General features: G+C 44.1%; 10 protein-coding genes and 1 pseudogene. 1 reads left to right on the top strand and 10 read right to left on the bottom strand.

Going from position 1 to position 14,017, the window contains the following annotated elements; all coding sequences use genetic code 11:
- Nucleotides 1-8: 8 nt before the first annotated feature.
- The 9 genes and pseudogenes from D1814_RS10760 to D1814_RS10725 form a co-directional block, all read right to left on the bottom strand.
- Entirely contained in the window at nucleotides 9-2,474 is a 2,466-nt protein-coding gene (locus D1814_RS10760; protein WP_118492113.1) for a cellulose synthase subunit BcsC-related outer membrane protein, read from the bottom strand.
- Nucleotides 2,471-3,577, bottom strand: a complete 1,107-nt coding sequence (locus D1814_RS10755) for a glycosyl hydrolase family 8 (RefSeq protein ID WP_118492111.1) — start codon at nucleotides 3,575-3,577, stop codon at nucleotides 2,471-2,473. Before D1814_RS10755 ends, D1814_RS10760 begins: the two co-directional genes overlap by 4 nt.
- A pseudogene (locus D1814_RS19710) lies at nucleotides 3,571-4,488 on the bottom strand (cellulose biosynthesis cyclic di-GMP-binding regulatory protein BcsB); the annotation flags it as partial. The pseudogene D1814_RS19710 and the gene D1814_RS10755, both read right to left, overlap by 7 nt.
- 55 nt (nucleotides 4,489-4,543) lie before the next feature.
- Nucleotides 4,544-5,848, bottom strand: a complete 1,305-nt coding sequence (locus tag D1814_RS19705) for a cellulose biosynthesis cyclic di-GMP-binding regulatory protein BcsB (RefSeq protein ID WP_269747663.1) — start codon at nucleotides 5,846-5,848, stop codon at nucleotides 4,544-4,546.
- Entirely contained in the window at nucleotides 5,845-7,971 is a 2,127-nt protein-coding gene (gene bcsA, locus D1814_RS10745) for a UDP-forming cellulose synthase catalytic subunit (protein ID WP_232368860.1), read from the bottom strand. Before bcsA ends, D1814_RS19705 begins: the two co-directional genes overlap by 4 nt.
- A gap of 76 nt (nucleotides 7,972-8,047) precedes the next feature.
- Complete coding sequence (locus D1814_RS10740; protein WP_118492107.1) at nucleotides 8,048-8,620, bottom strand: hypothetical protein; 573 nt, start codon at nucleotides 8,618-8,620, stop codon at nucleotides 8,048-8,050.
- 303 nt (nucleotides 8,621-8,923) lie between these two features.
- Complete coding sequence (locus tag D1814_RS10735) at nucleotides 8,924-9,412, bottom strand: YgjV family protein (protein WP_118492105.1); 489 nt, start codon at nucleotides 9,410-9,412, stop codon at nucleotides 8,924-8,926.
- A 13-nt stretch (nucleotides 9,413-9,425) separates the two neighbouring features.
- A complete protein-coding gene (locus D1814_RS10730; protein ID WP_269747662.1) occupies nucleotides 9,426-10,382 on the bottom strand; it encodes a tRNA1(Val) (adenine(37)-N6)-methyltransferase in 957 nt (318 codons plus the stop codon).
- 107 nt (nucleotides 10,383-10,489) lie between these two features.
- Complete coding sequence (locus D1814_RS10725; protein ID WP_118492103.1) at nucleotides 10,490-11,113, bottom strand: NAD(P)H-binding protein; 624 nt, start codon at nucleotides 11,111-11,113, stop codon at nucleotides 10,490-10,492.
- A gap of 70 nt (nucleotides 11,114-11,183) precedes the next feature.
- Between D1814_RS10725 and D1814_RS10720 the strand changes: the two genes are divergently transcribed.
- Entirely contained in the window at nucleotides 11,184-13,397 is a 2,214-nt protein-coding gene (locus D1814_RS10720; RefSeq protein WP_118492101.1) for a S9 family peptidase, read from the top strand.
- A gap of 234 nt (nucleotides 13,398-13,631) precedes the next feature.
- Here D1814_RS10720 and D1814_RS10715 read toward each other — a convergent pair whose 3' ends face one another.
- A complete protein-coding gene (locus D1814_RS10715) occupies nucleotides 13,632-14,006 on the bottom strand; it encodes a PH domain-containing protein (protein WP_118492099.1) in 375 nt (124 codons plus the stop codon).
- Nucleotides 14,007-14,017: the final 11 nt, after the last annotated feature.

Genomic DNA, 14,017 nt, shown 5'->3' with positions numbered 1-14,017 from the left:
AAGCGGCTTTACAAAGCAAAGCCGCTTAATCTTGGTGAAGACAGCAAAAGCTCATCACTTGTTACACCATTACCCTGCCCTTCTCGCCATCTTATTTGAATACCCGCTTCAAACGCTTGATATTCGACCGCAAACGCTTTTCCAATATACCCAGCCACAATCCAATTGCGGTCAATACGATATTGACCTTCCGCCATAAAATTGCCGCTTAAACCTGTGTCTGTGCTTTCTCCAAGAGAAACGCCTTCTTCTACACTAGAGTGCGCTTGTCCAATCGGAAAGCGCAGATCACCGTCTTGTTTAACACGAGAAAGCGCCAGTGAACTACGCAGTTTAACCTGCCAGTTGAGTGCCTCTAGGGTTAGCAGTTCAGAATAGCCGCCAATACTGACAAACTGACTCGGACTAAAGTAGCCCCCGTTGCCTACTGTAAAACCACTTAAGTTTTTGTCATAGCTCGTATAGCTTAAGAACGGTCCTACACGCCAATAATCGAGGCGTGGAGATACGAGACTCGCTATGTCGTAAGTTACGTCACCACGAAGTGATAGCGCGCTATTATCAGCAACGAGTTCGCCTTCTAATCGGCTTATCTGCGCAGTTCCTGCAACCGACATATTATCAGCAATGGAATGGGCAACTAATCCACGAATACCATTTTCTATCACATAGCCCCAAGGCTGCTCTCGGTTGGCATAAAAAGTTCCGGTCTGACTTAATAGACTGTCTTCTTTCGCTTTTCTAAATAGCGTGGCCGCAACGGTAGTATTTGCTAAGAACTTCGTCGCCGAGATTTGCCCGGTTACTTTAGCATCAATGGGTTGCTCGAACATGGCATATTCCAAATTCGCGTAAAAGTTGAAGTCTGGCGCTTGATAATAGGCTTCAGCCCGAACACCAGTGTCTTCGAAACCGCTTATGCCCAGAGATGTACTTTCCAATTGCCTGTCACCGAACCAATCACCAACCTGAGGAGAACCACTGTAGAACTGCTTATAATCTAATGAAACTTGCCAAAGCCAGTTTTTAAAACCGCTGCCAATGCCGATGTATTGTGACAACACATCAAAGTTACCAAGCCCCTCATCACCACTTCGACTGCGGGTATTAATCCCGTAGACTGCACTTAGGCCATCTTTAGTTTGTGCGGTAACCGCTTGTTGGTCTTCGTTTTGATAAGCTAACCAAAATTGTTTCCTAGGCCACGCATTTCGTATATTACGCGCTTGCAAAATGCTTTTTACTGCGCCGTATTTTAAGGCCAAGCGATTTAATGTAGCCGCATTGCTTTGATTCAATGAAACCAATTCATTCGCAATAATCGTGTCGGTTGGCGTTGTCGATAGCACTTGCTCGAACGCCGCCGTGGCGGTGGAAATGTCTTGTATTTCTTTTGCGGCCCAACCAATCAACGCACGTTCGTCTATGCTTAAAGGCCGCAAGCGTTCAAGAGCTTCGCCAGCGTGAATACTCTCTATGTAATGCCTTGTATCGTAGAACTGGGCCTGTCGGCTAGCCAGGCGATCTGCACAGCGCCTTATGAAAATCTCAGTATCAATACTGCATGCCAAGTCGAAAGCGTTTTGCTTGGCAATATCACTGCTTTGTGCGCTAAGTGTCAGATACCTGCCTTCGTTATCCTCTACTAAACTAAACAGCGCTTCAGCAAAGTCATAGTTCTTTATATCGTATTGTTGCCACGCCGCGCCTTGTATCACCTCTTTCGCGTAGCCACTGGTGTCAGATTTGTATAACTGTGCCAAGGTTGTCGTATCACGCAGTGACAATGCCTGCTGGAGCTTAATACCCGTAACGCTGTTTAGACCTTGCTGTGCGGATTGTTTATCAATATCTCGAACAGCCAACTCCAAGGCTTCAGTGAACTGCTGGCCAGCAAGCTCTAGCATGCCTTTGTCGATAGCAGTCCACCCCATGAGCAAGTAAAAGTCAGTACGCTTTAACTGATTGCTTAATGCAATAAGCGTTTCTACTTTTTGCTTTGATGCATTTGCTCGGGCTTTAGGGGTTAATTGTGCAAACTTTTCTAGCGGAAGCGATTTTGAGGCTGGCTTGATAACCTGCTTTTGGGAGGTCTCGCGCGAATCATTGGGCGTAGGCTCGGCCTCAGGTTTATCTGACTTATCAACTCTCGGTACTGAAACAACCGGCTCAATAGTGTCTTTAACTCGGCCATTAATTCTATCTAACTCAGCTTCGACTTCTTTCGGTACCTTCCAACCAGGGTAACGGGCTTTTAGACGCGAAAATTCTTCGTTAGCTCGCTGAATCTGTCGCTCGTTAATGTGATACCAAAGCCCAGTTAAATCAGGTTGTTCTTGTTGTACTGGAAGTATGCCTAGCTCTTTTTCTTTGTAAGTTGTTTTAGTTTGCCCGTACGCCTGCATCGTCCCAAAGGACGTGAGCAATGTGCCAATGGCTAGACAGAGTGACGTGCGTGTAAACCTTTCTTTCACGATGCGTTATCCAAGATCGCTAACATAGAGAGTAGCGTTAAGCTTGCAGAGTAATAATCCATGTTACGGTCGATTGGAGGCCACTCAGGCTTTTGTGGCGCTTCGGGATTCATCAAGCTGTTTACTGCAATCTGAACCGACTTCATGCCCTTAGACATCTCGTACTCTGCCGTTTCCTCGTTTGATAAGTTGACGGTAGCTGGCGTAGGTGTAATAGCCCACCAAGCATAATATGGCGCTAGTAGCTTTTCGGTTAACTGAGTGTTTTCTCGAAATTTCGGTGACCAGCAAAGCTGCAGTGGAATACGGATCGCATTAAAGCCGAATTCAGGCGATATGACGTTGTCTAGGCTTACTGTGCCAATATCCTTATTGCCTGAGTCAGTATTATTGGGCATAAAACGCACCCAATCACTTGGCAACTTATAAGAAGAGAATTGCATGTTAGACAACAAAGCTAAGCCCGTTTCATAAAGGTTTTCCCATCGTGCAGGTGTAGCCGATATTCTTGCCAAATCAGTGATAGCGGGAAAAATCCAGTAAGACAAATTTAACTGCAAACTGTCTTTGCCTGCTTGTTTGGACGTAAATCCGTATTCACCTGGTAACAATACAACGCTGTTGCCATTGGTTATCAACAACTTCTGTTCGACAGCCCCCACAATTGCTTTAGCGTCTTCCAGATACGTGTTTACGCCCCACTTTTCAGCCGCACGCAGTAACGCCCATGCAATAAGAATTTCGCCATCAGAGGCGTTATTAGGATCATCAATACAAGCCGTTGAATTATCAGCACAAGGGCGATAGCGCCAACTAAACAAACTGTCGTCACGCATTAACGTGCTTTTAGTCCAACGCCACAGTGCGTCAAAGGTGTCTTTATCGTTTGCGGCAACGGCGAAGAGCATGCCGTACCCCTGCCCCTCGCTATGTGATACCTCATCATTTCCGGTATCAACGACCCGCCCACCGTCAATAAACAGTGCTTTGTACGCGATGTACTGAGACTTAAATTCGCTGTCTTCTTCATTGGAGCACGACATTAACAAAAGCGTGATGCCAACTAAAAATGCTACCCTGATAACGCTGTGTATATTTACCATGAATCTTGTACTTGTTTGTTTCTGCGTTTTAATAGTAGATATATAAACAAGCTCACCACAAACACTATAGCTACGAAACCTATTAGCCAATACCATGGGTTGTTAGAAAGCCATAGTCGCAGGTACAGCCAATTGTCATCAGCTGCCCCTACCTCGTATTTATCGCTTACTTGCATAACCAATGAGGGCGATAATGCATTTTTCCACGCAAAGAAATCGCCAGCCATTTGCCCCCACATCGACAAACTAACCAGCTCAGTAACTCTTGTCTGAAGCAACTCAGGACTTTGTGCAGCAATAATGAACATGGTATCCGTTTGAGATGAAGTGGGATGCCCTTGGGCGGTCAACACTGCCTGTTCGCCTAAATCACTTTCTTGTACTGTGTGCCCGTCTACACGCATTGCTTTGAAAGACATGTCGTCAGTAAGCGTACGTATGCGGTTGTACAAATTATTTTGCAATCGATAAGACCAGCGTTTTGTTGCCTCTATCGCAGTGCTAAATTCGGTTTGCTCAATTTGCGAGAGGGTTTCAGGCGTGCCTAAAACAATAGCAGAGCCATCGGTAGAAACGTCATTTGCTTCTCTTATATGCAGGTTTAACAAAGGAACTTGCGCTACTTGAGCAAGTTTAGCCGTTAGCGTGAGCGCAGTGCCTAGGTAGTTATCTGATGGAATGACAATGGTGGAAACAGGTGCCGATTTAAATCGTGCAAACGGGTAGGCAGTTTCAGACAATAACGCCAAATTCGGCTGCACAGCAACGTTTCCTGCATCCGGAAACTCGATGGCAGAAGAATCTGCCAGCTGAAAGACCAAATGCTTACCTGAAACATCGTCACAGGGCACGCCTGCAAGTGGCGCGCGTAAGCTCAAATCAAAGTCTACGTTGTTGATGCCTCCCTTAAAGAAGCGAGCGGGTACCCTAAGTTGATAATCTCTAAACGACTGGCCGTTATCATTATTAAGCGCTAGGGCCGTGAACTAATTCATCATTCACACTCACATTCATTACAGAGCCAGGTCCAAAGCCCGCGCCATACCCAAAATCTAAGAACAAGTTAACACTGGCATTCTCCGGTACGTAAAAGTCAGCGGGTAATCTAAACGATACCCGTTTCTTGAAGGTGCCTTCATCTCTAAATTGCGATGTGGACACACCTAAATCCTGGAGCGTGTAATGATTATCGGGAGCCAATACAAAATTGCGCTGAAGCGTGTCTGCGTTCATTTGGGTTTGGGAAAGTATGGTGACTTGAGAGACTGGATTGATAGCGTCATCCATTACCGCCAATGCTTTTGCAGCTTCTAGCACTTCAATTGGTGTAATACCACTAACAATAAGCCGATAGCTCGCCGGTACAACTACTTCACCATCTTCAACGAATGCAGGTGTTCTCTGCGTTTTTAAAAATGCACCGTCAATATCGTTTATTACTTCATCAGATAAAACGGGAGATAACGCATCTACGGTGCCAATTAGTACGTGAACCGGTTGCTTTTCTTTTCGTTCCAGATACCAAGCTGTACGTTCATAACGCGCAACGTTTTCCTCATTCCAATAACTATTTTCAGTCTCTTCTAGTTGGGGCAACACGTAACCATCATCGAAGGTATCATGCTCTATAATCAAAGGTTGGTATTGATTTCTAAGCGCTAGAGCTTGTGCCACTAAAGGCAAAGTTTGTTGCTTTAGCTCGCTTTCGATTTCACGCGCAGTGTAAAGCTGAACGTCTCGTTGCCCGCCAATCCCCGGATTAAAGAAACCGCTTAGATCTTCTAAGTTAAACGGTTTCTTGTCCGTTGATGTCTTTAATTGTAACGTTGACGTATAGGCATTGATTTCACTCCATAGCTCTGGGGCGCTACCATCTACGCACTGCTCGGCATAGTGCTGACTTACTGCTAACGTCAATGAATTAAAGCCTGCTCGCCAAAGAGACTTGGGTATTTCTATCTCAGATACCAAAGAGGGCCTTTGAGGATCAAAAGCCACCTGACCGATAGTCGCGTTGTTGAACCTAACATAAAGCTGAGAGCGTTTTTTTATTAACGCTTGGGAGCTCAACACTTCTAACCGCAGTCGAGCGCTGTCTACTTTCGTTACTGAACTAAGCGGTATAGGTATGTCTAGCGTTGCGGCTTTGCCTTGAAGTCGCAGGGTTTCGTCGCCGCCGAAAAACTCTGTTAGCCTGTAAGTATCGGTTTGGGCCGCGAGGCTGAATGATACGCACAAACACAACATGAAGATAAAGTATTTTTTAATCATTGTTTGTCCTTTACCGATTTAGGTAGCACACCTAATTTGTCGGCGAATTTGCCTATTAATACAAGCATATGCAATAAAGCTGGCTTTAAGCCAACTTTTAATACATGTTTAGCTCCAAACCAGTAAGAGATAGGCCTGGTTCTTCTACGTTGAAACGATAACCAGCGCAAGCTGTCGCAAAGTGCGAAAGCGATGGCTTCGTTTTCTTGTTCTTCTGTTTCTGGAACAAAACGCACTCTTAGTATTTTAGATTTACTATCGTAGTTCAGTACAACAATAGCGATGTGAACATTCTTATTTAAAGCATGGCTCCATGAAGAAAGTGTTGCCTTTTCCGGAACGAACGCCCCTTTACCTTTCAATCGCAACCTCGCTCCACCTAACGAAAGGTCGACCAAGTCACCTACCCAAGCTTCATCACTTTTAGTTTTAATCACTACACTGTTGGTAGCTGGCAACCGAGCTTGGCTGCGTACCTGTTTTCGCTCTAGTAGAACACTCAACACTGACAGTAACAAAATTAAATTAAAGACATTCCAAAGCAATACGACTACCGTAAGCTCTCGAGTTAGCGGTTCAGTTATTAATTTATAAACGCCGCACCCTAGTGCGAAGGTAATAAGAAGTATCCCCCAGTAAAAAACACTAGAAAGCGGCGATACGAAGGTTTTCTCTAAGCTTTCTCCTTTTGGCGTTACGACAAAAGATGGGGCTCGAGGCTTTAAGAAAACTTTCACTAATGCGTTTAATGTGAATGCGCATTGCAATATTTCGTAAAGCTCGGACACCAAGGGCCATCGGGTTCTCCCAAAGAGCATTGTTGAGATCATATAGGTTGCAACTACGTGGGGTAATGTAAATGCGAATATCTCTAGTATAGAGGCATGGTAAACCTGAAGCCCGAACACAAGATATGCTAAAGGCATGAGTAAAAAGATAATGCGGGCGAAAGGAAACAGCCAAAACATGATTGAACTCATGTAGCCCACCCGCTGGTACCACTTTAGCCCTTCCGCTTTAAAAGGTTTTTTAAGTAGTAAGATTTGCGTCATTCCCTGCGCCCAACGCATACGCTGTTGAATAAACGCATCGAAGGTTTCAGGAGCAAGTCCGCTTACCATTGGCCTATCCACATACACGGATTCATAACCCATCTTATGCAGGTCTAGCGCGGTTTCTGCATCTTCGGTAATAGAGTCGCCAGAAATACCGCCAACCAAGTCCAGGTGCTTTCTACGCATTAATGCGGCTGAGCCGCAAAAAAACGAACTGCCCCAATAATCTAGCCCCTTTTGAATAGTGCCATAAAACATGTCGTTCTCTGAAGGCATGCGCGTAAACGCTGAAAAGTAATTGCGCTCTACTGGGTCTGGGTTAGCCATAAAGTGAGGCGTTTGAACCAAGAACACTTTTTCGTTCTTAAGCATCCAAGGGACAGTTCTGTCGAGAAAATCAGAAGTAGGCACGTGATCGGCATCAAGAATTACAATCAAATCACCCGTTGTATTTTGTATTGCACTATTAACGTTGCCCGCCTTAGCAAACTCATTTTTCGCCCGAGTGTGATAGGTAATACCTAAGCGCGAACAAAGTGATTGTAAGTCTTGTCGACGCTGCCTTGCTGACGCTGCCGAGATAGGGTTATCCGCGTTAATTTTCTGATCTGTACCACCGTCGTCAAGCAAGTGAATATGGAGCTTATCCTTTGGGTAATCCAACATTTTTGCTGCACGAATTGTGACCTCTAATATCTCTTCATCTTCGTTATAGCTTGGGATCATAACGTCCACGCTAGGTAGCGTAGCCTTATCCATACCATCTAATGAGAGCAATGGCCTACTCAACGGGAAAGCATTAACGATAGCGCCCAATACCGAAGTGATACCCGCATATATTTCTGCTGCGAACAGTAGCCATACTGCAATCATCGATAAAATATCTGAATAGGTGAGTGTATAAATACCCCGCCATAACAAATATCGTACGCTAAGTGCTATTGCTAAAACGAGGGCAAAGATACGGAATAAATGTTGGTATTTCTGAGTATGGCGCGCTTCTTTACTACAAAGCGAGATGAAAATTAGGATAGTAATAGAGGCCAATAGTTGGCCAAGAGCGTCCATTGGCGCTAAAAGTAAACCTCCTAATAAACAAGAGGCTACCAAAAGCAACAAAATTAGCTTGGAGGTATAGTGGTGTCTATGAGTTTGCGAATAATCCAAGTTTGCGATCCAATATGTGTATTTGAGTTACACTCGCATAGTTCGCCCTGTTTATTAACTTCATGGTTCCGTCCACTATCTCAACTTCGTGGTTACTTTTATAAAACAAGCTAGAGATATGGTCTCTGCGTTTTTTATTACTTTTCGAAACTAAGAACCATGCCGGGTAGGTCGCCAAACCGAAAGCTGCAACAGTAATTAAACTGTAGAAAACTGCTGGAGACATCGAAGGAGCCACGTACAGGGAAAATAAAAACATAGCTATACTCAGCACCGTAAATATAGCAGTAATTTTACGTAAACGTATAACTTTTATAAGATTATTTTCCGCATCCAATAGCATTTTCAGACGCTTTTTCCAGAGATTCTCTGTTTCAAGACTGGTACTTACTTCTACCAAGTACGGCTTGTTGCCAGCTGGCGCTGTGTTTCTGAAATGCTGTGCTCGTTCAAACACATTTACCGCAGTACCGCTGTTGATAGCGCTTTGAAAAGACTGCTCAAGCAGGTCAGTTTGACCTAAATATTGGTTGTTATCGACTAATTTCACTGCGCACGCTCTCCTGACTACTACACCACAAGTCTACTTCTGCACATCCGGAGGAAAAATTGCTGAAACCATACTTACTGATTAATAATGATACGCTTACATACGCAAAAGAAAATTGGACTTTAGCTCATTAAACTTTGGTATAAGCCTTTAAAAATGAGGCATAGAGCGATTTAAAAGGACAATACTTGACCGTTTGGAGAAGTGCCAAAAGACGTATCCAAGGCTCGAAACAGCTTAAATTTCGAGCTAACTGAAGGCCAAATTAGACTAATTGATTAGATAGGTGCGGTAAAAATAGTATTAAGGCTTTCTAAGCTTACTTAAAATACTCATTAGGTTACTTATATTAAAGATGGTGCCGAAAATACTGCCAACTGATAAAGCGTATAGTAGCCCTAGTGTTTCAGCTGCAAGAAACACCTTTCTGATGGTATGCGTGTTTCGAATAACCAGAGAACCCACAGTGAAAATAAGTGACGATGCATAGGCAATGAAAATTATCCAGCTGTGCTCTAACACAAACCATTCATAAGCCAGAAAACCTAGATTCAACGCCACGAAAAAAAACAAAATAGCATTGCTTCTGTGTTTAATAGCAATAAAGTTACGCACGCTTGCGAGCAGTGTACCAATGCCAGCAGCCATCGCGTCCAACATAAAGAAATGGGCACTTAACGCACTTAAAGCAAACGCTGAAATAAGCAAATATTTGTCTACATTAGTTTGGCGATACCCAATAAAGTTTAAAACAACGGCTATTGCGCCAAAACCTTCTGCAACTATGTTCATTTATATAAGCTCATTAAAATTTAAGGTAAAAAGGCTGACAAAGGGCTTTGTATTCACTTGTGTAATTACCTTCGCGGTCTCTAATAATCAGCTCTGTTTCATTCGTAACTTTTGCACTGGAAAGCTGGCGATCTAAATACTCAGCAAAATCCAACTGCCCGTAGTTAGCATTCTTCATTACTTTGTTAAAGCGAAACGCACAAAGGTATGGGTCTTTACCCGATGTATGCTTTACATAAAGCATCGCTTCCAAAAATAAGCCATGGCCAGCGGCGGTTTTGATAATGTCAGCTTCCATCGACGCAGGGTAAACGCAGTACAATTGTCCATTTTCTATCAATAATGCGCTGCTAGCGTTGAAAAGCTCGTCGGGGCTTAATGTAGATGTTTGTCTTGCTACTGAACGATTGTAGCTTTGCTTACTGTATGCATTAGAAAGTTTCGTTGGCGATTCGAAATACGGCGGGTTGGAAATGATGGTGTCATACAAATAGGCTGGTTCAAACCCCGCCACATCGCAGTTGTGGATATGTAGCTGCCCCGCCCACTTTGAATTTACAAAGTTAATAGCAGCCTGTGCGGCTGCATCCTTATCAATTTCGATGGCATCGATTTTGAAAGCATCGACTCGAGCTGCACTATTGTTATTACTTAACAGCCCTTCCCTTGATGAAACAAAGCTGTTTGTGCTTTCTTGCTCTCTATGCTCTTTCTCAGTGCTGCCCGCACTTGAACTATCTGTACCATGGCAATCTAGCTCAAGACCACTGCAGCTTAGCGGATAAAAGCCTTCAGCTTTTTGCGCCATCATTAGGGCTAAAATGCCACTGCCGGTACCAATATCTAAAATACGTGGAGCATGTCTACTCCCTGCACCAAGCGTAGCCCAACTCCCTAAAATTAGGCTGTCGGTATTTACTTTCATGGCGCATTTATCTTGCTCTACGGTGAATTGTTTACAGCGAAACATAGGAACGTCATATTATCTGGCGCGTTGAAAGGCGCGCATTCTATACCAAGTCGGTTTGCGCTTCACGTTAAGCTGGTGACATATATTGTTTGCGATATTGTCTTTACTTATTGCCAACGCTGCAGCGACATCATATTTCTGGCCACATCCACGGCATGGACGGGACGATATTTCTTTAATGGCCCTTTCATTATGCTTTGCCAAATAGGCGCGGTTTTCTGCGCTATATCTTCCAGCGTCCTTGATTCATCGCGTGCGCCCAGTAGCAACGAAGGGCGCACTGCTGAGGCATGGGGCAACTGTGGCATTCGCATAATCGCGTTTTCTAGTTCGCCTTTCACTCGCAAATAAAAGTTACTGCTTTTAGCATCAGCGCCTACTGAAGATATCCATACAAAGCTGTCTGCTCGTTGCGCACGAGTAAGCTGCGCAGCAACGTGAACATACTCGAAGTCAACACGGCGAAAAGCTTGTTTAGACCCCGCCTTTTTAAGCGTAGTCCCCAGGCAACAGTACACATGGTTTACACTAAAATAACCTTGGTAATCTTGGAGATTGTCAAAGTCGATAACCACGGGCTTTAGCCTATTGTGGGGGTCGTTAAACATGCTGGAGGAAAGTGGCTTTCTAACTAAGCAGGTTACTTCATTGTATCGTCTGTCCTGTAACAGCATATTTACAAGCGTTCGTCCTACTAAACCTGTCGCTCCTAGCACCATTGCGGATTTCATACGTCGCACCTTGTATCATAAATTGATATAACTACAATCAAACCTTCGACAGTCAAATATGCAGATAAAAATGAAAAAAGCCCTTTTAATTGGAGCCGCTATGCTCTCTACTGCTTTAAACGCTGAAACGCTCACTATTGAGCGTATTTTCTCTTCTCCCTCATTAGATGGTAATGCGCCACGTTCATTAAAAGTATCCCCCGACGGCCAACGTGTTACCTTCTTAAAAGGTAAGCAAACTGACTACGAGCGCCTAGATTTATGGGAATACCATATTGAAAGTGGCCAAACTCGCATGCTTTTCGACTCAAACGACTTACAAAGCGGCGAAGAAGTACTGTCTGATGAAGAAAAAGCGCGACGGGAGCGTATGCGCCTATCTGGCAGCGGTATTGTTAGCTACCAGTGGTCAGACGACGGTAAAGCTTTACTTTTCCCATTAGGTGGCGATGTTTTCTATCACAAGCTAGGCGAAAAAGGGGCGAAGCAACTTTTAGATACTGAAGCTTTTGAAACTGATATTAAACTATCACCAAAAGGTAACTATATCTCGTTTATCCGCGACCAGAACCTTTATGTGAAACACATTGAGTCTGGTAAAGAAACCGCGATTACGAAAGAAGGTGGTGGCAACATAAAATTTGGTATGGCCGAGTTTGTAGCCCAAGAAGAAATGGGCCGCATGACTGGATACTGGTGGTCGCCAGATGAAAGTAAAATTGCCTTTACCAAGGTTGATGAGAGCCCGGTAGATGTAATTACTCGCTCTGAAATTTATGCTGACGACATCAAGCTTATCGAACAAAAGTACCCTAAAGCGGGCACACCAAACGTATTGGTAGAGCTTGCTATTCAAGACATCAACTCTGGCGAGCGCACTTGGGTTGATTTAGGTAAAGATAAAGATATTTATTTTGCTCGTGGTAAGTGGATGCCAGGCAGCACCACATTTACCTATCAATGGCAAACGCGGGATCAACAAACCTTAGAGCTTCGCGCGTTCGATCTTAGTAGTAAAAAAGAAAACGTATTGCTTACAGAAACAAGCAACACGTGGGTAAACCTGCATGACGACCTTTACTTCCTGAAAGAAAAAGGCCAATTTGTCTGGGCTTCTGAGCGCGACGGTTTCAAACATCTTTACCTATTCGACAACAGCGGCAAGCTGGTTAAGCAATTAACCAAAGGTGATTGGGTAGTCGACAGCGTTGAAGCTATTGATACAGCTAACAACCGCTTATATTTCTCTGGTCGCAAAGACACACCACTAGAAAGCCATGTTTACAGCGTACCTTTAGATGGCGGTGATATCTCACGCGTAACTGAATTAGGTGCTTATCACAGCGCTGCGTTTAGCAAAGATGCCTCTATTTTTATCGACCGTTTCTCGACTATTAATTCACCCGCACAGGTAAGCTTAAACAGTGCAAGCGGCGAGCGAATTACCTGGCTTGAAGAAAACAAAGTTGAAGAAGGCCACCCGCTACATGCTTATATAGACAGCTGGACGGCACCTGAATTTGGTGACATCACCACCAAGGATGGCGCAACCCTTAAGTATCGCATTTACACGCCTGACAGTGCCAAGCAAAACCCTAAACAGAAGCACCCTGTTATTGTTTACCTTTACGGCGGCCCGCACGCACAAGTGGTAACAAACAGCTGGGCGGGTAACCGTGGTTTGCTTTTCCAACACTGGGTTGACCAAGGTTACGTAGTATTCACGTTAGATAATCGTGGCTCTAACTATCGCGGTAAAGGTTTTGAAGATCCTATTTACAAAAAAATGGGCTTTATCGAAGTAGAGGATCAGGTGGCAGGCGTAGAATTCTTACGTACCCTTCCTTATGTTGACGCCGAGCGCATTGGTGTGCACGGCCACAGCTATGGCGGCTACATGACGCTTATGACTATGTTTAAAGCGGGCGATTATTTTGCAGCGGGAGTGTCAGGTGCACCGGTAACTGACTGGCGTTTGTATGATACTCATTACACCGAGCGCTATATGGGCAACCCAAATACAGATAACGATGCTTACACGGCATCTTCAGTATTCCCTTACGCAAAAGACTTAAAAGGCGACCTTTTGATTTACCACGGCATGGCAGATGACAACGTACTGTTTACGCACTCGACCATGCTATACAAGCACCTTCAAGACTTGGCAATTCCATTTGAAACTATGGATTACCCAGGCAAGAAGCACAGCATCCGTGGCAAGCAAACGGGCATTCACTTATATAAAACGATTACTAACTTCTTTAACCGTAACTTGAAAGACTAATATGTTTAGAGCCTGGGGCCTGTTGATCTTTACTGTACATCTAAGCTCAACAAGCCCTAGAAAGTAGTGAAAAGAAAAAAGCGATGCTTATGAAGGCATCGCTTTTTTTGTTTATCAGTTTAAATAGCGCTTATTTTGTACATATTTGCGTTGTAGCGCTTTCTACACTTGTAGGGTGATTAGACTTTCTTCACTTGCTTTCAAAACGCCAATCAAATATTACAAATGCAGAAACTAGCTAAACATTTGCGTTGCTAAGTTCTGCTGTACCGCCTGAGCAGATGATGCACTTAGTTCAATTTCAACGGGGTCGGCTTTACCCGACAGCCAAATTTTAAGCTCGGCGTCAGTATCAAAATGTCCTGCTGTCTCAACGATAAACTGCGTAATAGATTTGTAAGGTATTGAGTGATAGTTCACTTTGCGCCCGGTAAGGCCTTGCTTATCAATTAGAATTAGGCGCTTGTTAGTAAATACGCTTAAATCGCGCACTAGCTTAAACGCAGAGGTAACGGTCTCGTTAGCAGCGAGTATAGGCGTAAGCTCTTCTTGTACGTCTGAAGCGCTCGTCTCGCTTGCATTACCCATGATGGTATCAAATAAACCCATGACATTTCCTT

This window comes from Alteromonas sp. BL110 (genome assembly GCF_003443615.1).
Classification (GTDB): domain Bacteria; phylum Pseudomonadota; class Gammaproteobacteria; order Enterobacterales; family Alteromonadaceae; genus Alteromonas.
This window is presented reverse-complemented; position numbering and strand designations above follow the sequence as displayed.

What these genes read in the sequence shown, in the direction of transcription:
- D1814_RS10755 (WP_118492111.1), bottom strand. Translation starts at nt 3,577, where the DNA reads ATGGTAAATATACACAGCGTTATCAGGGTAGCATTTTTAGTTGGCATC.
- D1814_RS19705 (WP_269747663.1), bottom strand. Translation starts at nt 5,848, where the DNA reads ATGATTAAAAAATACTTTATCTTCATGTTGTGTTTGTGCGTATCATTC.
- bcsA (WP_232368860.1), bottom strand. Translation starts at nt 7,971, where the DNA reads ATGGACGCTCTTGGCCAACTATTGGCCTCTATTACTATCCTAATTTTC.
- D1814_RS10735 (WP_118492105.1), bottom strand. Translation starts at nt 9,412, where the DNA reads ATGAACATAGTTGCAGAAGGTTTTGGCGCAATAGCCGTTGTTTTAAAC.
- D1814_RS10730 (WP_269747662.1), bottom strand. Translation starts at nt 10,382, where the DNA reads ATGTTTCGCTGTAAACAATTCACCGTAGAGCAAGATAAATGCGCCATG.
- D1814_RS10725 (WP_118492103.1), bottom strand. Translation starts at nt 11,113, where the DNA reads ATGAAATCCGCAATGGTGCTAGGAGCGACAGGTTTAGTAGGACGAACG.
- D1814_RS10720 (WP_118492101.1), top strand. Translation starts at nt 11,184, where the DNA reads ATGAAAAAAGCCCTTTTAATTGGAGCCGCTATGCTCTCTACTGCTTTA.
- D1814_RS10715 (WP_118492099.1), bottom strand. Translation starts at nt 14,006, where the DNA reads ATGGGTTTATTTGATACCATCATGGGTAATGCAAGCGAGACGAGCGCT.